We start from the raw sequence: 17392 nt of genomic DNA on the forward strand, positions 1-17392 counted from the left end.
ATCATGAGCCATCAACTTACCATCGAGCCGCTGGGCGTGACGATCGAGGTCGAGGAAGGACAGACGATGCTCGACGCCGCGCTGCGCCAGGGCATCTACATTCCGCACGCGTGCTGTCACGGCCTCTGCGGCACCTGCAAGGTCGCCGTGCTCGACGGCGAAACCGATCTCGGCGACGCGAACCCGTTCGCGCTGATGGATTTCGAGCGCGAGGAAGGCAAGGCGCTCGCGTGCTGCGCGACGCTGCAGGCCGACACCGTGATCGAGGCCGACGTCGACGAGGAGCCCGACGCGGAGATCATCCCGGTCAAGGACTTCGCGGCCGACGTCACGCGTATCGAGCAGCTCACGCCGACCATCAAGTCGATCCGCCTGAAGCTGTCGCAGCCGATCCATTTCCAGGCGGGCCAGTACGTGCAGCTCGAGATTCCCGGCCTCGGGCAGAGCCGTGCGTTCTCGATCGCGAACGCGCCGGCCGACGTCGCGGCCACCGGCGAGATCGAGCTGAACGTGCGGCAGGTGCCGGGCGGGCTCGGCACCGGCTATCTGCACGAGCAGCTCGCGACGGGTGACCGCGTGCGGCTGTCGGGTCCGTACGGCCGCTTCTTCGTGCGCCGCTCGGCCGCGCGGCCGATGATCTTCATGGCGGGCGGATCGGGGCTGTCGAGCCCGCGCTCGATGATCGCCGATCTGCTCGCGAGCGGCGTCACCGCGCCGATCACGCTGGTCTACGGCCAGCGCAACGCGAAGGAGCTGTACTACCACGACGAATTCCGCGCGCTCGCCGCACGCCATCCGAACTTCACGTACGTGCCGGCGCTGTCCGAAGGCGCGCCGGATGCGGGCGGCGACGTCGCGCAAGGGTTCGTGCACGACGTCGCGAAGGCGCATTTCGACGGCGACTTCTCGGGGCACCAGGCGTACCTGTGCGGACCGCCCGCGATGATCGACGCGTGCATCACGACGCTGATGCAGGGGCGCCTGTTCGAGCGCGACATCTATCACGAGAAGTTCATCTCGGCGGCGGACGCGCAACAGACGCGCAGCCCGCTGTTCCGGCGGGTGTGACATGGACGCGGGCCGCGTATGCGGGACGGTCCGGATCGCGCAGACCGACGAGCGCTATGCGTGCGTGTCCGGCGAGTCGCTGCTGGCCGGCATGGCGAAGCTCGGCCGGCGCGGCATTCCGGTCGGCTGCCTGAACGGTGGGTGTGGCGTATGCAAGGTGCGTGTGCTGCGCGGCGCGGTGCGCAAGCTCGGGCCGATCAGCCGAGCGCACGTGAGCGCGGAGGAGGAAAGCGACGGCTATGCGCTGGCGTGCCGCGTCGTGCCGGACGGCGACGTCGAACTCGAAGTGGCCGGCCGGTTGAAAAAGCCGTTCTTCTGCGGCGCGTCCTGTGCAGGCGCGCCGGCGATCGACAAGTAATCAGGAAACCAGGAGGAGACACATCATGGGTGTGATGCGTATTGGTCATGTCAGTCTGAAGGTGATGGGCATGGAAGCGGCGCTGCGTCATTACGTGCGCGTGCTCGGCATGCAGGAGACGATGCGCGACGCGGCAGGCAACGTCTACCTGAAATGCTGGGACGAATGGGACAAGTATTCGCTGATCCTGTCGCCGTCCGATCAGGCGGGGCTCAAGCATGCCGCGTACAAGGTCGAGCACGATGCCGATCTGGACGCGCTGCAGCAGCGTATCGAAGCATACGGAATCGCGACCGAGATGCTGCCCGAAGGCGCGCTGCCGGCGGTCGGGCGTCAATTGCGGTTCCTGCTGCCGAGCGGGCACGAGCTGCGCCTGTTCGCGAAGAAGGAGCTGGTGGGCACCGCGGTCGGCTCGCTGAACCCCGATCCGTGGCCCGACGACGTGCCGGGCTCGGCCGTGCACTGGCTCGACCACTGCCTGCTGATGTGCGAGCTGAATCCGGAGGCCGGCGTGAACCGCGTCGAGGAGAACACGCGCTTCATGGCCGAGTGTCTCGACTTCCACCTGGCGGAACAGGTGATGGTCGGCCCGGGCAACACGATCCAGGCCGCGACGTGGATGTTTCGCAGCACGACGCCGCACGACATCGCGTTCGTCGGCGGCCCGCGCAACGGGCTGCATCACATCGCGTTCTTCCTCGACGACTGGGCCGACGTGCTGAAGTCGGCCGACGTGATGGCGAAGAACAAGGTGAAGATCGACGTCGCGCCGACGCGGCACGGGATCACGCGTGGCACCACGATCTACTTCTTCGATCCGAGCGGCAACCGCAACGAGACGTTCGCGGGGCTCGGCTATCTCGCGCAACCCGATCGCCCTGTCACCACGTGGACCGAGGAGGAACTCGGGCGCGGGATCTTCTTCCACTCCGGCGAGCTGAACGAAGCGTTCACGACCGTCTATACCTGACCCGCGAAGGAGCCCAGCGCCATGAACCGAAACGATACGACCCGCAGCGTCGAGCTGCGCACGATCGACTGGCCTGCCGCCGCGCGTGCCGCGCAGGCGGCGGCCGAGGCCGCTGGGCGGCTCGGCGTGCGCGTGAACGTCGCGGTCGTCGATGCGGCCGGGCTGCTCGCGGCGTTCGTGCGCATGCCCGGCGCGCCGCTGCATTCGATCGACATCGCGATCGACAAGGCGTACACGGCCGCGAGCTTCGGTTTGCCGACCGGCGCGTGGCACGCCGCCCTGGCGTCGCACTCGGACGCCGTGCGGCAGGGCCTCGTGCTGCGAGCACGCTTCGTCGCGTTCGGCGGCGGGCTGCCGATCGTCGACGACGGTGCATTGATCGGCGGCATCGGCGTGTCGGGCGGCAGCGAGGCACAGGACGCGCAATGCGCGCAGGCGGGGCTCGATGCGGCCGGCCTTGGCGGGTCGTGACGCGCGGCATGCGACACGGCAAGACACGGCACGACATCGCACGCGAACACGCTTCACGAACCCACGGATCACGGATTCACGACTATCGGTAACTCCATCATGTACGACACCGAACCCAACGCCGCGACACGCGGCCCCGCCGGCGGGCAGCCGGAACCGCGGCGCGTCCGCAACTTCATCGACGGCGACTATCGCGCGGGCGAGCGCTGGTTCGACAAGCGCTCGCCGCTCGACAACGCGGTGATCGCGCGCGTGGCCGAAGCGAGCCGCGCCGACGTCGACGCGGCGGTGCAGGCCGCCCGCGCGGCGCTGGCCGGCCCGTGGGGCGGGCTGACGGTCGCGCAGCGCGTCGAGCTGCTGTATGCGGTGGCCGACGGCATCACGCGCCGCTTCGACGATTTCCTCGAAGCGGAAGTGGCCGACACCGGCAAGCCGGTGAGCCTCGCGAGCCATATCGACATTCCGCGCGGCGCCGCGAACTTCAAGGTATTCGCCGACGTCGTGAAGAACGTGCCCGGCGAAACCTTCGAGATGGCGACGCCGGACGGCGCGGGCGCGCTCAACTACGCGATCCGCCGGCCGGTCGGCGTGGTCGGCGTGATCTGCCCGTGGAACCTGCCGCTGCTGCTGATGACGTGGAAGGTCGGGCCCGCGCTCGCGTGCGGCAACACGGTGGTCGTGAAGCCGTCGGAGGAGACGCCGCAGACGGCCGCGCTGCTCGGCGAAGTGATGAACGCGGCGGGCGTGCCGCGCGGCGTCTACAACGTCGTGCACGGCTTCGGGCCGGCTTCCGCCGGCGAATTCCTGACGACCCATCCGGGCGTGAACGCGATCACGTTCACCGGCGAGACGCGCACCGGCGCGGCCATCATGAAGGCGGCGGCCGACGGTGCGCGGCCCGTCAGTCTCGAGATGGGCGGCAAGAACGCGGCGATCGTGTTCGCCGACTGCGACTTCGACGCGGCCGTCGAAGGCACGTTGCGCTCGTGCTTCGCGAACGCGGGGCAGGTCTGCCTCGGCACCGAGCGCGTGTACGTCGAGCGTCCGCTGTTCGAGCGCTTCGTCGCGGCGCTGAAGGCCGGCGCCGAGCAGTTGCAACCCGGCCGCCCGGAAGCGGCGTCGACCGGCCTCGGCCCGCTGATCAGCCAGGAGCATCGCAACAAGGTGCTGTCGTATTACCGCAAGGCGGCCGAACTCGGCGCGACGATCGTGACGGGCGGCGGCGTGCCCGACATGCCCGACGACCTGCGCGGCGGCGCGTGGGTGCAGCCGACGATCTGGACCGGCCTCGGCGACGATTCGCCGATCGCGCGCGACGAGATCTTCGGGCCGTGCACGCTCGTGATGCCGTTCGATTCGGAAGCCGAAGTGATCGGCCGCGCGAACGCGAATGCGTACGGGCTGTCGACCGCGATCTGGACGACCAGCCTGTCGCGCGCGCATCGCGTCGCGGCGTCGATCGACGTCGGCATCGCGTGGGTCAATTCGTGGTTCCTGCGCGACCTGCGCACCGCGTTCGGCGGCGCGAAGCAATCGGGCATCGGCCGCGAGGGCGGCGTGCATTCGCTCGAGTTCTACACGGAGCTGCGCAACGTCTGCGTGAAGCTCTGACCCAACCGTTACTGACCGGAACACTCTTATGGACTCCACGTTGATTACCACGCTGGGCGACCGGCTGTACGACGCGATGACGTCGCGCGAACCGATCGCGCCGCTGACATCGCAGCACGAGGACCTGTCGGTCGACGACGCGTACCGCATCCAGCAGCGCTTCGTGCAACGCCGCCTCGACGCGGGCGAGACCGTGATCGGCAAGAAGATCGGCGTCACGTCGAAGGCGGTGATGGACATGCTCGGCGTGTACCAGCCCGACTTCGGCTACCTGCTGTCGGGCATGGTGTATGGCGACGGCGAGTGCATCGCGCTCGACACGCTGATCCAGCCGAAGGCCGAAGGCGAGATCGCGTTCGTGCTGAAGCGCGATCTGCTCGGCCCCGGCGTGACGAACGCGATGGTGCTGGCGGCGACCGAATGCGTGATGCCGTGCTTCGAGATCGTCGATTCGCGCATTCGCGACTGGAAGATCCGCATCGGCGACACGGTCGCCGACAACGCGTCGTGCGGCGTGTTCGTGCTTGGCGACAAGGCCGTGAGCACGCGCAGCGTCGACCTGTCGACCTGCGGGATGGTGCTCGAGAAGAACGGCGATGTGATCGGCACCGGTGCCGGCGCGGCCGCGCTCGGCTCGCCGGTGAACGCGGTCGCGTGGCTCGCCAACACGCTCGGCCGCCTCGGCATTCCGCTGAAGGCCGGCGAAGTGATCCTGTCCGGCGCGCTCGCCGCGATGGCGCCGGCCGCGCGCGGCGACAACTTCCGCGTGTCGATCGGCGGGATCGGCGCGTGTTCGGTGCGGTTCGCGTGAGCGCCGCCCGTTCTCCTTTCCACGCTAACGAGGCATTCCCCATGACCCGAAAGATCCGTTGCGCGCTGATCGGTCCCGGCAACATCGGCACCGACCTGCTCGCCAAGCTGATGCGCAGCCCCGTGCTCGAACCCGTGTGGATGGTCGGCATCGATCCCGATTCCGACGGCCTGAAACGCGCGCGCGAACTCGGCCTCAAGACCACCGCGGACGGCGTCGACGGCCTGCTGCCGCACGTGCAGGCGGACGGCGTGCAGATCGCGTTCGATGCGACGAGCGCATACGTCCACGCGGAGAACAGCCGCAAGCTCAATGCGCTCGGCGTGCTGATGATCGACCTGACGCCGGCCGCGATCGGTCCGTACTGCGTGCCGCCGGTCAACCTGAAGGACCACATCGGCTCCGGCGAGATGAACGTCAACATGGTCACCTGCGGCGGCCAGGCGACGATCCCGATGGTGCGCGCGATCTCGCGCGTGCAGCCGGTCGCGTACGGCGAGATCGTCGCGACCGTGTCGTCGCGCTCGGTCGGCCCCGGCACGCGCAAGAACATCGACGAATTCACGCGCACGACGGCCGCGGCCGTCGCGCAGGTCGGCGGCGCGAAGGCGGGCAAGGCGATCATCGTGATCAACCCGGCCGACCCGCCGCTGATCATGCGCGACACCGTGCACTGCCTGACGGAGAGCGCACCCGACGAAGCGCGCATCGTCGAATCGGTGCACGCGATGATCGCCGACGTGCAGCGCTACGTGCCCGGCTACCGGCTCGTCAACGGGCCGGTGTTCGACGGCAATCGCGTGTCGGTCTATCTCGAGGTCGAAGGCCTCGGCGACTACCTGCCGAAATACGCGGGCAACCTCGACATCATGACGGCCGCCGCCGCGCGCACGGCCGAGATGTTCGCGGAGGAACTACTGGCCGGCCGCCTCACGCTGGCATCGGCCGCGCAGGCGGCCTGATGCCCGCGGACGCGACTTCCACGACCGGACGAAAAGGAACGGAAATGAATCTCAAAGGCAAGCGAATCACCGTCCACGACATGACGCTGCGTGACGGCATGCACCCGAAGCGTCACCAGATGACGCTCGACCAGATGCGCTCGATCGCGAGCGGGCTCGACGCGGCCGGCGTGCCGCTGATCGAAGTCACGCACGGCGACGGCCTCGGCGGCTCGTCGGTGAACTACGGCTTTCCCGCGCATACCGACGCGGAATACCTCGGCGCGGTCATCCCGCTGCTGAAGCGCGCGAAGGTGTCGGCGCTGCTGCTGCCGGGCATCGGCACCGTCGACCATCTGAAGGAAGCGCACGCGCTCGGCGTGCATACGATCCGCGTCGCGACGCACTGCACCGAGGCGGACGTCTCCGAGCAGCACATCGCGATGGCGCGCAAGCTCGACATGGATACCGTCGGCTTCCTGATGATGAGCCACATGAACAGCCCGGACGGGCTGGTGAAGCAGGCGAAGCTGATGGAGTCGTACGGCGCGAACTGCATCTACATCACCGACTCGGCGGGCTACATGCTGCCCGACGACGTGAAGGCGCGCCTCGGCGCGGTGCGCGACGCGCTGCAGCCCGACACGGAGCTGGGCTTTCACGGTCACCACAACCTCGCGATGGGCGTCGCGAACTCGATCGCCGCGATCGAGGCCGGCGCGAACCGGATCGACGGCGCGGCGGCGGGGCTCGGCGCCGGCGCCGGCAACACGCCGCTCGAAGTGTTCGTCGCCGTGTGCGAGCGGATGGGCATCGAAACCGGTGTCGACGTGTGGAAGATCCAGGACGTCGCCGAGGATCTCGTCGTGCCGATGATGGATTTCCCGATCCGGATCGACCGCGACGCGCTGACGCTCGGCTATGCGGGCGTCTATGGGTCGTTCCTGCTGTTCGCGAAGCGGGCGGGCGACAAATACGGGATTCCGGCGCGCGACATCCTCGTCGAGCTTGGCCGGCGCGGGATGGTCGGCGGCCAGGAGGACATGATCGAGGACACCGCGCTGACGCTCGCGAAGGCGCGCGCGGCGCAAGCGAAGCGGGAGGCCGCATGAACCTGTCGACCGACACGATCGAGGCGCTCGCCGCGCATCTCGACGACTGCATGCGTGAAGCATGCGACACACCGAAGATCACCGACCGTCATCCGGAGATGGACTGGGACGACGCCTACGCGGTGCAGGATGCGATCCGCCGCCGGCAGCTCGCGCGCGGCGCGCGGATCGTCGGCTACAAGGCCGGCCTGACGTCGCACGCGAAGATGCGGCAGATGGGCGTCGACACGCCCGTGTTCGGTTTCCTCACCGACGTCTACGACCTGCCCGACGGCGGCGAGTGCGACACGTCCGCACTGATCCATCCGAAGGTCGAGCCGGAGATCGCGTTCGTGACGAAGGCCGAACTGAAGGGGCCCGGCTGCCACGTCGGCGCGGTGCTCGCCGCGACCGATTTCGTCGTCGCCGGGATCGAGGTGATCGATAGCCGCTACCGCGATTTCAAGTTCGACCTGAAGAGCGTGGTGGCCGACAACACGTCGGCCGCGCGCTTCGTCGCGGGCGGCCGCCCGCTGCCGGTGGACGGCGTCGACCTGCGCACGCTCGGCATCGTGCTCGAGAAGAACGGGCTGCCGGTCGCATTCGGCGCCGGCGCGGCCGTGCTCGGGCATCCGGCCGCGGCGATCGCGATGCTCGCGAACCATCTCGGCGCGCGCGGCGAATCGATCCCGGCGGGCAGCCTGATCCTGTCGGGCGGCATCACGGAGGCGGTGGCCGTCGCGGCCGGCGACAACGTGACGCTGCGCGTGCAGGACATCGGCTCGGTCGGCCTGCGCTTCATCTGAACGTTCCGAACGCAACGGGAGGCCATCGTGCCGGTAGCTCATCTGTACATCCTGGAAGGCCGCGACGACGACAAGAAGGAACGCCTGATCGCCGAAGTCAGCGAAGCCATCCATCGCTCGCTCGACGCACCGCTCGAATCGGTGCGCGTGATCATCACCGAGATGCCGAAGGCGCATTTCGGGATCGGCGGGCAGAGCGCGAAGAAACGCGGGCGCTGACGCGCCGCGCGCCATCGAAACCGACTGGAGAAGCATCATGTCAAGCAATCCCGAACTGGGCCGCCGGATCGTCGCGGCCGGTCTCGACACCAACTATCACGACCTCGGCGACGGGCCGCCGGTGCTGCTGATCCACGGCTCGGGGCCGGGCGTCACGGCCTATGCGAACTGGCGGCTCACGATGCCCGCGCTTGCCGCGCAGTTTCGCGTGATCGCGCCGGACATGGCCGGCTTCGGCGAAACCGAGCGGCCGCGCGATTACGTGTATTCGATGGACCACTGGGTCGACCACGCACTCGGCCTGCTCGATGCGCTCGACGTCGAGCGCGCGCACGTGATCGGCAACTCGTTCGGCGGCGCGCTCGCGCTCGCGCTGGCGATCCGCGCGCCCGAACGGGTCGGCCGGCTCGTGCTGATGGGCGCGGCCGGCACGCGCTTCACGCTCACCGAAGGGCTCGACGCCGTGTGGGGCTATACGCCGTCGATCGGGAACATGCGCGGCCTGCTGGACATCTTCGCGTTCGATCGCACGCTGGTGAACGACGAGCTCGCGAAGGTGCGCTACGCCGCGAGTGTGCGGCCCGGCTACCAGGAGGCGTTCGCGAACATGTTTCCCGCGCCGCGTCAGCGCTGGGTCGATGCGCTCGCGAGCGACGAGGCGAAACTGCGCGCGCTGCCGCACGAGACGCTGATCGTGCACGGCCGCGAGGACCGCGTCATTCCGCTCGACAGCTCGACGCGGCTGCTGGAACTGCTGCCGAATGCGCAGCTGCACGTGTTCGGCCGCTGCGGACACTGGACGCAGATCGAGCACGCGGCGCGCTTCAACCGGCTCGTGATCGAGCACTTCAACGAATAGCCGGCGGGGGCGGCGCGCGGGACGACCATAAAAAATCAATTCAGTAGAACGAATATTGGAGACATCGATGAAACGAAAGGCTGCATTCGGACTGGTTTCGCTCGCCGCGTGCGCGGGCATGGCGCTGAGCACCGGCGCGTTTGCAACGGAGGGCGGCGGCGACACGATCGGCGAGGGCGCGGAAGCGTTCTTCGCCGGCGCGCTGCCGCCGGCCGGGCTGTACGCGCTGCTGTACTACACGCACTACCATGCATCGCGCTTCAACGATTCGCACGGCAACGGTTCGGTGCCAGGATTCAAGCTCGATGCCGACGTGCTGATTCCGCGCGTCGTGTGGATGTCGAACCTGTCGGTGCTCGGCGGGCGCTACGGTGCGTATGCGGTGCTGCCGATGGAGCATCTGGCGCTGGATGCGGGCGGCGCGTCGTTCGACCGCACCAATCTCGGCGACCTGATCGTCAGCCCCGCGCTGATCGCGTGGGGATCGGGCGCGTTGCGCACCGTCGCGGCGATCGAATTCGTGTTCCCGACCGGCCAGTACGACATGCATGCGGCGCTGAATACCGGCAAGAACTACTACACCGCGCGGCCGGTGTTCGGCGTGACGTGGCTGCCGAACGACAAGATCGAGGTGTCCGCGAAGATCACGTACAGCTTCAACTCGCCGAACAACGACACCCATTACCACTCGGGCAACCTGTTCCACATCGATTACTCGGCGAGCTACGCGGTCACGCCGAAGGCGCGCGTCGGGCTGTCGGGCTACTTCGTCAAGCAGACCACCGACGACATGCAGAACGGCCAGCCGGTCGCGGGCGACGGCTTTCGCGGACAGACGTTCGCGATCGGCCCCGGTGTCCGTTACCAGTTCGGCAAGGTCAGCCTGGAAGCGCGCGTCGTGAAGGAATTCTTCGTGCGCAACCGGCCGGCCGGCGAGGCCGTTTGGGCGAAGGCCGTCATTCCGTTCTGACGGTGCCGCGCGGCGCGGACGGCCGCGGGCGGTTGCGCGCGTGACGCCGCCGCGATGGGGCGTCACGCGGCACTGCGTCGCGCGTTATCGCGCGAGTGCGGCGAGGCGCGGGAACAGCGGCAGCGCGTTCGCGCGATTGAGCGCGGCGTGCCGGTCGGCGCCCAGCGCGGCATACGCGTCCTGCGCCGCGGTGAACGACGTGCCGACGGCCGGCGGCGCATACGGGAAGTCGCTGCCGTACAGCACGCGATCCGGTTGCGCGAACGCGGTGAGGCTCGGCAGCGCGGACGGCGACGACAGCGCGGTGTCGAAGTAGAACGTGCGCAGCAGGTCGAGCAGCCCGTCGCGATCCGGCACGTCGTTGCGCACGCCCGGCGCGAGTTCGGCAAAGCGGTACGCAGTGTACGGCAGGAAGCCGCCGGCGTGCGACAGGATGATGCGCACGTTCGGGTAGCGCGCGATCACGCCGTTGAGCACGAGCTGCAGCGCGGTGCGCGTCGTATCGAACGGGTAGTCGAGCAGCGGGCCGGGCATGCCGGGCAGCACGTCGATCGCGGGCTTGGCCGGATGAATGAACACCACCGCGTGGCGGCGATCCAGCGCGGCCCACACGGCGTCGAATGCAGCATCGCCGAGATAGGTGCCGCCGTAGTTGCTGAGCAGCACGACGCCGTCGGCCTTCAGCGTGTCGAACGCGTGATCGATCTCGGCGAGCGTGCCGTCGACGTCGGGCAGCGGCAGCGTCGCGAAGTTGCCGAAGCGGGTCGGCCGTTGCGCGACGAGGCCGGCCACGTATTCGTTGACCTGGCGCGCCATGTCGCGCTTGGCCTGGCCGTTCCAGCCCTGCACGCCGGGCGCCGTCAGCGACAGCACGCTGGTCTGGATCTCCAGCGAGTCCATGAACGCAAGCGCGGCTTCCGGGCTCCAGGTCGGGCTGCCCCAGCCGGACGGATCGCCGCCGTGCGACGGGAGGGCTGCGGCCCAGAACGGCGGGACGACATGCTGGTGAACATCGATGCGGTTGCGGTCGGACACGACGGGGCTCCTTGCAGGTGGGCTGCGACGCAGCGGATCACCATCAGGATGCGCGCGCTTGATTTTTCATTCCAATAGATTAAATTTCGAGATTAATTGTTTCGGGTGATCAATCGACCGTATGGACCTTCGCCATTTGCGCTACTTTCTCGCGGTTGCCGAAGAAGGGCATTTCGGCCGCGCGGCGGAGCGGCTCCATATCGTGCAGCCCGCGTTGAGCGCGCAGATCCGCGCGCTCGAGGAGGAACTCGGCGCGACGCTGTTCGAGCGCAGCACCCGCAAGGTGCTGCTGACCGACGCGGGCCGCTTGCTCGTGGCCGAAGCGCGGCACACGCTCGAGCAGGCCGCGCGCGCGAAGACGGTCGTGCAGCGCGCGGCGCGCGGCGAGACGGGCGTGGTGCGGATCGGCTTCGTCGGCAATGCGGTCGCGACGGGGCGGCTGTCCGACGACCTGAGCGCGTTTCACGCGGCGTGGCCGGAAGTGGCGCTCGACCTGCACGAAATGGCGCCGGCCGCGCAGCAGGACGCGATCCTGGCGGGCCGGCTCGACATCGGCTACTGCCCGGCCTTCGGCACGGCGTTCGATCCGAAGCTGGCCGTGCGCACGATCGGCAGCTGGGCGTGGGACGTGATGATGAGCGACCGGCATGCGCTCGCGAAGCGGCGCTCGGTGAGCGTCGCGGCGCTCGCGGACGAACCGTTCATTTTCTATGCCGCCGACGGCGACGACGAAGGGCAGTTGGCGATCCTGCGGCGGGTGCTCGGCAAGACGCCGCACATCGCGCACAAGGTGAGCAGCACGCTGTCGGTGCTGGCGCTGACGGGCGCCGGTCTCGGCGTGGCGCTGGTGCCGGCGCCGCTCAGCCGGATCGCGGCGCCGAACGTCGTGTACCGGAAACTCGCCGGCAGCGTGCCGGGGTCCGAACTCGTCGCGCTCAGCCGCAGCGGCGGGGAATGGGGCGCGGTACGGCAGTATCTGGCGATGCTGGGCGGGCGCGCCGCATAAGGATTGCGGCGCGCGCCGGCATCACCGCGTCACTCTTCGTCCATCAACCGGACCTTGACCCGCTTGCCCTTGATCTTCCCCGCATTGAGCTTGCGCAGCGCGTCGCGCGCGACGCCACGCTCGACCGCGACATAGGTCGAGAACTCGGTCACGTTGATCTTGCCGATCTGCTTGCCGTCGAACCCCGCATCGCCGGTCAGCGCGCCGAGCACGTCGCCCGGGCGGATCTTGTCCTTGCGTCCGCCGAGGATCTGCAGCGTTTCCATCGGCGGCAGCAGCGTGTCGTTGCCGGCCGGCTTCAGTTCCGCGAGCGGATGCCATTCGACGTCGCGCTTCTGCGCCTGCTCGATCGCGCCGACGCGGCCCATCTCGTCCATGCTGGCGAGGCTCAGCGCCCAGCCTTCCTGGTCCGCGCGGCCGGTGCGGCCGATGCGGTGCACGTGCACTTCGGGGTCGGGCGTCACGTCGACGTTGATCACGGCCTCGAGCTGCGCGATGTCGAGCCCGCGCGCGGCCACGTCGGTCGCGACCAGCACCGAGCAGCTGCGGTTCGCGAACTGGATCAGCACCTGGTCGCGCTCGCGCTGTTCGAGCTCGCCGTGCAGCGCGAGTGCGTGGAAGCCCTGCGCGTGCAGCACGTCGAGCAGGTCGCGGCATTGCTGCTTGGTGTTGCAGAACGCGATCGTGCTCACCGGCCGGTAGTGGTTCAGCAACTGGCCGACCGCGTGCAGCCGCTCGGTTTCCGTCACTTCGTAGAAGCGCTGGCGGATCTTGCTGTCGTCGTGGCGCTCCTCGAGCTTCACTTCCTTCGGATTGCGCAGGAACTGCTGGCTCAGCTTCGCGATGCCGTCCGGGTAGGTCGCCGAGAACAGCAGCGTCTGGCGCGTCGTCGGGCACATGCGCGCGACTTTCGCGATGTCGTCGAAGAAGCCCATGTCGAGCATCCGGTCGGCTTCGTCGAGCACGAGCGTGTTCAGCGCGTCGAGCTTCAGGTTGCCGCGGTCGAGGTGATCCATGATGCGGCCCGGCGTGCCGACGACGATGTGCGCACCGTGCTCGAGGCTCTGCGCCTGCGGGCGCATCGGCGTGCCGCCGCACAGCGTCAGCACCTTCACGTTTTCCTCGGCGCGCGCGAGGCGGCGCACTTCCTGCGCGACCTGGTCGGCGAGCTCGCGGGTCGGGCACAGGATCATCGCCTGCACGTCGAAGCGGCGCGCGTCGAGGCGCGCCAGCAGCGCGAGCGAGAACGCGGCGGTCTTGCCGCTGCCCGTCTTCGCCTGCGCGATCAGGTCCTGGCCGGCCAGCGCGACCGGCAGGCTCGCGGCCTGGATCGGCGTCATGTCGACATAGCCGAGCTGCGCGAGGTTCGCGAGCGTGGCGGGCGTCAGCGGCAGCGCGCTGAAGGGCGTGGCGGTCGGCTGCGTCATTCGAGGTCTCCGAGGTAAGGCTTGCCTTCCATCTGTTCGTAGGCGACGTTGCCTTCATCGTCCTCGAAGCGTTCGAGATAGTTGCGCGCGCCGCACAGCGGGCAGCGGAACAGCAGCCCCTGGCCTTCGTCCTTGATGACGACGTCGGACGTTTCCCACTGCGTGCCGCAGCTCTGGTTTCGGCAAGTAAACACGGTCTTTCTCCAGCTGAATTCGGTTGGTGGCGCGCCCGGGCGGGCGCGGCAACGAAGTGCGGCGCTCGCGCGGCTCGGGCGCGGGCCGCACCGGCGGTCGCGTGGACCGCGTCGATGCGGATGGTGGATCGGTGGCGACGGTGTCGCGCGTGCCCGCAATTCTAGCGGATGCGGGACGGTGGCTGGGGCGACCGGCCCCGCGCGGCCCGCAGCGGGGTCATCGGCAGCGGGTCGGCCGGTGGCGGAGGGCCGGTGGCGGAGGGCCGGTGGCGGAGGGCCGGTGGCGGACGGCCCCCGCAGCGGGCGATCGGCCGTGGTGCGGCGGGCGGTATGGCAGCCGGTGAAGCCTACGCAGGACGCAGCACGCAGCGCCGTCCGCATTCGCGATGAAAAACGGCCGCCCCGAAGGGCGGCCGTGCGATGCGGCGAAACGGGACCGGACGCGTTACAGCGCCATGTCGGCCGCCGCCTTCGCGGGGCGCGCCGGAGCAGTGCCCGTCGCCTGCGACGGCGCCGTCAGGTCGATCTTCGGCGGCGGCGACAGCTGCAGCACGCCGCTCGTATAGGTCCATTCCTCGACGACCTTCGCCGGGCTGTCGTTCAGCTTCGTGCCGTAGCTCGGCACGATCTGGCGGAGCTTCTGCTGCCATTCGGGCGTCGCGACCTTGTCCTTGAACACCTTCTGCATCAGGCTCAGCATGATCGGCGCGGCCGTCGACGCGCCCGGCGATGCGCCGAGCAGGCCCGCGATGCTGCCGTCCTGCGAGCTGACGATCTCGGTGCCGAGCTTCAGCACGCCACCCTTCTTCGGGTCGCGCTTGATGATCTGCACGCGCTGGCCGGCCTGCCACAGGCGCCAGTCTTCCTTCTTCGCGTCCGGGAAGTATTCCTTCAGCGCGTTGAAGCGGTCGTCGTCGGACAGCATCAGCTGGCCGGCGAGATACTCGACGAGCGGGAATTCGTCGACGCCCACGCGCATCATCGGCGCGACGTTGTGCAGGTTGGTGCTCTTCGCGAGGTCGAAGTACGAGCCGTTCTTCAGGAACTTGGTCGAGAACGTCGCGAACGGTCCGAACAGGATGATCTTCTTGCCGTCGATGATGCGCGTGTCGAGGTGCGGCACCGACATCGGCGGCGAGCCGACCGACGCCTTGCCGTACGCCTTCGCGAGGTGGCGCTTCACGACCTCGGGGTTGTCGGTCACGAGGAACGAGCCGCCCACGGGAAACGCGCCGTAGTCCTTCGCCTCGGGGATGCCCGACGCCTGCAGCAGGTGCAGCGCACCGCCGCCCGCGCCGATGAACACGAACTTCGCGTCGACGGCCTGCGGCGGTTCGTCCGAATGCAGCTTCACCCACGACACGTGCCACGTGCCGTCCGCGTTGCGCGAGATCTCGCGCACTTCGCTCGACAGCGACAGCGTGAAGTTCGGCTGGGTCTTCAGGTAGCCGACGAACTGGCGCGTGATCTCGCCGAAGTTCACGTCGGTGCCGATCGGCGTCCACGTTGCCGCGACCTTCTGGTTGCGGTCGCGGCCTTCCATCATCAGCGGCACCCACTGCTTGATCTGGTCGTAGTCTTCCGAATACTGCATGCCGCGGAACAGCGGGCTCGCCTGCAGCGCGTCGTAGCGCTTCTTCAGGAAGCGGACGTTGTCGTCGCCCCACACGAAGCTCATGTGCGGCGTCGAGTTGATGAACGAGTGCGGGTTCTTCAGCACGCCCTGCCGGACCTGCCAGGCCCAGAACTGGCGCGAGATCTGGAACGACTCGTTGATCTCGATCGCCTTCGAGATGTCGATCTTGCCGTCCGCCTTCTCCGGCGTGTAGTTCAGCTCGGCGAGCGCCGAGTGGCCGGTGCCCGCGTTGTTCCAGCCGTTCGAGCTTTCCAGTGCGACGCCGTCGAGGCGCTCGACCATCGTCATCGACCAGTCGGGCTGCAGCTCGTGCAGCCACACGCCGAGCGTCGAGCTCATGATGCCGCCGCCCACCAGCAGGACGTCGACCTTCTTCGTATCGGCGGCATGCGCGGACGACGTCGCGACGCACAGCGCGAGCGCCGACAGTATTACCCGTAACGTTTTGATCACAGCAGATCCCTTTTTCAACTTGGATGCATCGGTTTGCCATGCCGCCCGGCCGATGCGGATTCGCAACCGGATCGCGCATCCGGAGATCCGGATCGCGAATCCGGAATTCCGGACCGACCGCGTTCACCGTTGCATTTGCGCACGCGAGGCCGTTGCGAAGGACACCTTCGGATCGGCTTCATGTACGCGTGCAATCGGCTGCTTCGCGGTCGTGCGACGGGCGCGCAGGCCCTTGCTGCGGGCCTCGCCGGAAGGCGTTTCAGACCGCGTCGAAAGCGGCCGCGCGCAATGCGTTCCGCGGGGCGGGATGGCAAGGGGCGCGTAATATAACCGAACTCGATTGCCGTGTCGCTCGCGCGGAATATCCCTGATTTCGTGGGGTTTTTTGTGTGTCCGGGTTTCCGGAATGACGGTGCGCGGAACGGGAAAAACGGCGGGATCAGCGGGGCGAAACGCGCGCATCGCGCTTGCACTTCATCGGGGCGCGACGTTGCATCGCGACCCGGTCACATCGCATTACTTCACTTCGCTGCGCCGTTCCGGCAGAACTGCTCGTATCCCTGCGCCGAGTTCGCGAAGCCATGCGCCTTCGCAAGTTCCCACGGGCGCTCGCATTGTCGGGTCGTGTCGCACCAGGCATAACCGGCCGAGCCGATGCAGCCGTGCGCGTCGCGATCGCCGCCGACCATCGGCGGGGCGGCTTCGGTAGCCTGGGCGGTCTGCGTGCCCTGCGGGTCCTGCCCGGCGACATTGGGTGGAAGCGGGGCAGGCGGTTGCGTCGCGCACGCGCCCAATGCAAACGCGAGAGCGATCGCGGCGGCAAGCGGTGCGGAAGGAATGCAATGTTTCATGCGGTAGCGCTCCATGGGATGAAGGTCGACAGCGGATGCCCGTGCACGGGCGCTTGATCGATCACGCATCCGGCACCGGCACGCGCGACGAGAACTTGACCTCGCGCAGCGCGAGGCTCGACTGGATCGACGACACGCCGGCCTGCTTTCTCAGCACGCGTTCGACGAATTCCGCATACGTGTCGAGATCGGCGGCGACGACCTGCAGGATGTAGTCGGCCGCGCCGGTGATCTTGTGGCACGACGTCACTTCGTCGTGACGCCGCATCACGTCCTCGAAGTGATCCGAATCCTGGTCCGAATGCATGTTGAACGTGACCTGCACGAACGCGAACACGTTCATGCCGAGCGCGCGGCGGTCGAGGTTCGCCTGGTAGCCGGTGATCACGCCTTCGTCCTCGAGCCGCTTGCGCCGCCGCCAGCACGGCGTGACGCTCAGCGCCAACCGTTCGCCGAGCGTCGCGTTGGACAGCGCGCCGTCTTCCTGCAGCAGGCGGAGCATCGCGCGATCGACACCGTCCAGCTCCACCGAAGCGCGATTTTTGCTCATTTCAGGGTCTCCGTAGACGGTTTTCTCAAAATTGTACGAAACGAAGAGTTGAAAAGCAAAGTTAT

Annotated in this window: 19 protein-coding genes; 13 read left to right on the forward strand and 6 right to left on the reverse strand. The window is 68.1% G+C overall.

Annotated elements, in window-relative coordinates; all coding sequences use genetic code 11:
• Positions 1-3 precede the first annotated feature (3 nt).
• The 12 genes from DIE16_RS17720 to DIE16_RS17775 all read left to right on the forward strand — a co-directional run bounded on the left by DIE16_RS17720 (position 4) and on the right by DIE16_RS17775 (position 10175).
• On the forward strand, positions 4-1068 hold the full coding sequence (locus DIE16_RS17720; RefSeq protein WP_124892922.1) for an NADH:ubiquinone reductase (Na(+)-transporting) subunit F: 1065 nt from the start codon (positions 4-6) through the stop codon (positions 1066-1068).
• A 1-nt stretch (position 1069) separates the two neighbouring features.
• On the forward strand, positions 1070-1426 hold the full coding sequence (locus DIE16_RS17725) for a 2Fe-2S iron-sulfur cluster-binding protein (RefSeq protein ID WP_044845461.1): 357 nt from the start codon (positions 1070-1072) through the stop codon (positions 1424-1426).
• 25 nt (positions 1427-1451) lie between these two features.
• Complete coding sequence (locus DIE16_RS17730; protein ID WP_124892924.1) at positions 1452-2396, forward strand: catechol 2,3-dioxygenase; 945 nt, start codon at positions 1452-1454, stop codon at positions 2394-2396.
• Between the two features lie 21 nt (positions 2397-2417).
• Positions 2418-2867 (forward strand): heme-binding protein, encoded by a 450-nt coding sequence (locus DIE16_RS17735; RefSeq protein ID WP_124892926.1) that lies wholly within the window; start codon positions 2418-2420, stop codon positions 2865-2867.
• Between the two features lie 99 nt (positions 2868-2966).
• Positions 2967-4478 (forward strand): 2-hydroxymuconic semialdehyde dehydrogenase, encoded by a 1512-nt coding sequence (locus DIE16_RS17740; RefSeq protein ID WP_124892928.1) that lies wholly within the window; start codon positions 2967-2969, stop codon positions 4476-4478.
• A 28-nt stretch (positions 4479-4506) separates the two neighbouring features.
• Positions 4507-5289: a 2-oxopent-4-enoate hydratase gene (gene dmpE / locus DIE16_RS17745; RefSeq protein WP_044845457.1), complete on the forward strand. Its 783-nt coding sequence runs from the start codon at positions 4507-4509 to the stop codon at positions 5287-5289.
• Between the two features lie 41 nt (positions 5290-5330).
• Positions 5331-6251: an acetaldehyde dehydrogenase (acetylating) gene (locus tag DIE16_RS17750; protein WP_124892930.1), complete on the forward strand. Its 921-nt coding sequence runs from the start codon at positions 5331-5333 to the stop codon at positions 6249-6251.
• 44 nt (positions 6252-6295) lie between these two features.
• Positions 6296-7342: a 4-hydroxy-2-oxovalerate aldolase gene (gene dmpG / locus DIE16_RS17755; protein WP_124487091.1), complete on the forward strand. Its 1047-nt coding sequence runs from the start codon at positions 6296-6298 to the stop codon at positions 7340-7342.
• Entirely contained in the window at positions 7339-8127 is a 789-nt protein-coding gene (gene dmpH, locus DIE16_RS17760) for a 2-oxo-3-hexenedioate decarboxylase (RefSeq protein WP_044845454.1), read from the forward strand. The genes dmpG and dmpH overlap by 4 nt, the downstream gene beginning before the upstream one ends.
• Positions 8128-8151: 24 nt before the next feature.
• Entirely contained in the window at positions 8152-8346 is a 195-nt protein-coding gene (locus DIE16_RS17765) for a 4-oxalocrotonate tautomerase family protein (RefSeq protein WP_260434407.1), read from the forward strand.
• 37 nt (positions 8347-8383) lie between these two features.
• Positions 8384-9205, forward strand: a complete 822-nt coding sequence (locus DIE16_RS17770) for an alpha/beta fold hydrolase (RefSeq protein ID WP_124892934.1) — start codon at positions 8384-8386, stop codon at positions 9203-9205.
• Positions 9206-9272: 67 nt separating this feature from the next.
• On the forward strand, positions 9273-10175 hold the full coding sequence (locus tag DIE16_RS17775) for a transporter (RefSeq protein ID WP_124520920.1): 903 nt from the start codon (positions 9273-9275) through the stop codon (positions 10173-10175).
• Between the two features lie 84 nt (positions 10176-10259).
• Here DIE16_RS17775 and hndA read toward each other — a convergent pair whose 3' ends face one another.
• Positions 10260-11210 (reverse strand): 2-hydroxy-1-naphthoic acid nonoxidative decarboxylase, encoded by a 951-nt coding sequence (gene hndA, locus DIE16_RS17780; protein WP_124892936.1) that lies wholly within the window; start codon positions 11208-11210, stop codon positions 10260-10262.
• 121 nt (positions 11211-11331) lie between these two features.
• Between hndA and DIE16_RS17785 the strand changes: the two genes are divergently transcribed.
• Entirely contained in the window at positions 11332-12216 is an 885-nt protein-coding gene (locus DIE16_RS17785; protein WP_124892938.1) for a LysR substrate-binding domain-containing protein, read from the forward strand.
• 29 nt (positions 12217-12245) lie between these two features.
• Here DIE16_RS17785 and dbpA read toward each other — a convergent pair whose 3' ends face one another.
• From dbpA to DIE16_RS17810, 5 genes are all read right to left on the reverse strand, one after another.
• The gene (dbpA, locus tag DIE16_RS17790) at positions 12246-13643 is read right to left on the reverse strand and encodes an ATP-dependent RNA helicase DbpA (protein WP_124520914.1); all 1398 of its coding nucleotides are present in this window, start codon (positions 13641-13643) and stop codon (positions 12246-12248) included.
• On the reverse strand, positions 13640-13837 hold the full coding sequence (locus DIE16_RS17795) for a hypothetical protein (RefSeq protein ID WP_044845448.1): 198 nt from the start codon (positions 13835-13837) through the stop codon (positions 13640-13642). Before DIE16_RS17795 ends, dbpA begins: the two co-directional genes overlap by 4 nt.
• A gap of 445 nt (positions 13838-14282) precedes the next feature.
• Positions 14283-15926 carry a malate dehydrogenase (quinone) gene (gene mqo / locus DIE16_RS17800; protein ID WP_124487085.1) on the reverse strand — a complete coding sequence of 548 codons (1644 nt, stop codon included), beginning with the start codon at positions 15924-15926 and terminating at the stop codon, positions 14283-14285.
• A 521-nt stretch (positions 15927-16447) separates the two neighbouring features.
• On the reverse strand, positions 16448-16777 hold the full coding sequence (locus DIE16_RS17805) for a hypothetical protein (RefSeq protein ID WP_124521005.1): 330 nt from the start codon (positions 16775-16777) through the stop codon (positions 16448-16450).
• A 61-nt stretch (positions 16778-16838) separates the two neighbouring features.
• On the reverse strand, positions 16839-17327 hold the full coding sequence (locus tag DIE16_RS17810) for an Lrp/AsnC family transcriptional regulator (RefSeq protein WP_124487083.1): 489 nt from the start codon (positions 17325-17327) through the stop codon (positions 16839-16841).
• Positions 17328-17392 lie beyond the last annotated feature (65 nt).

Origin of the sequence: Burkholderia sp. Bp9090 (assembly GCF_003857985.1) — a bacterium.
Taxonomy (GTDB): Bacteria; Pseudomonadota; Gammaproteobacteria; order Burkholderiales; family Burkholderiaceae; genus Burkholderia.

What these genes read in the sequence shown, in the direction of transcription:
- dbpA (WP_124520914.1), bottom strand. Translation starts at nt 13,643, where the DNA reads ATGACGCAGCCGACCGCCACGCCCTTCAGCGCGCTGCCGCTGACGCCC.
- DIE16_RS17785 (WP_124892938.1), top strand. Translation starts at nt 11,332, where the DNA reads ATGGACCTTCGCCATTTGCGCTACTTTCTCGCGGTTGCCGAAGAAGGG.
- DIE16_RS17720 (WP_124892922.1), top strand. Translation starts at nt 4, where the DNA reads ATGAGCCATCAACTTACCATCGAGCCGCTGGGCGTGACGATCGAGGTC.
- DIE16_RS17725 (WP_044845461.1), top strand. Translation starts at nt 1,070, where the DNA reads ATGGACGCGGGCCGCGTATGCGGGACGGTCCGGATCGCGCAGACCGAC.
- dmpG (WP_124487091.1), top strand. Translation starts at nt 6,296, where the DNA reads ATGAATCTCAAAGGCAAGCGAATCACCGTCCACGACATGACGCTGCGT.
- DIE16_RS17805 (WP_124521005.1), bottom strand. Translation starts at nt 16,777, where the DNA reads ATGAAACATTGCATTCCTTCCGCACCGCTTGCCGCCGCGATCGCTCTC.
- DIE16_RS17730 (WP_124892924.1), top strand. Translation starts at nt 1,452, where the DNA reads ATGGGTGTGATGCGTATTGGTCATGTCAGTCTGAAGGTGATGGGCATG.
- DIE16_RS17750 (WP_124892930.1), top strand. Translation starts at nt 5,331, where the DNA reads ATGACCCGAAAGATCCGTTGCGCGCTGATCGGTCCCGGCAACATCGGC.
- DIE16_RS17735 (WP_124892926.1), top strand. Translation starts at nt 2,418, where the DNA reads ATGAACCGAAACGATACGACCCGCAGCGTCGAGCTGCGCACGATCGAC.
- DIE16_RS17775 (WP_124520920.1), top strand. Translation starts at nt 9,273, where the DNA reads ATGAAACGAAAGGCTGCATTCGGACTGGTTTCGCTCGCCGCGTGCGCG.
- DIE16_RS17740 (WP_124892928.1), top strand. Translation starts at nt 2,967, where the DNA reads ATGTACGACACCGAACCCAACGCCGCGACACGCGGCCCCGCCGGCGGG.
- dmpE (WP_044845457.1), top strand. Translation starts at nt 4,507, where the DNA reads ATGGACTCCACGTTGATTACCACGCTGGGCGACCGGCTGTACGACGCG.
- DIE16_RS17770 (WP_124892934.1), top strand. Translation starts at nt 8,384, where the DNA reads ATGTCAAGCAATCCCGAACTGGGCCGCCGGATCGTCGCGGCCGGTCTC.
- dmpH (WP_044845454.1), top strand. Translation starts at nt 7,339, where the DNA reads ATGAACCTGTCGACCGACACGATCGAGGCGCTCGCCGCGCATCTCGAC.
- DIE16_RS17810 (WP_124487083.1), bottom strand. Translation starts at nt 17,327, where the DNA reads ATGAGCAAAAATCGCGCTTCGGTGGAGCTGGACGGTGTCGATCGCGCG.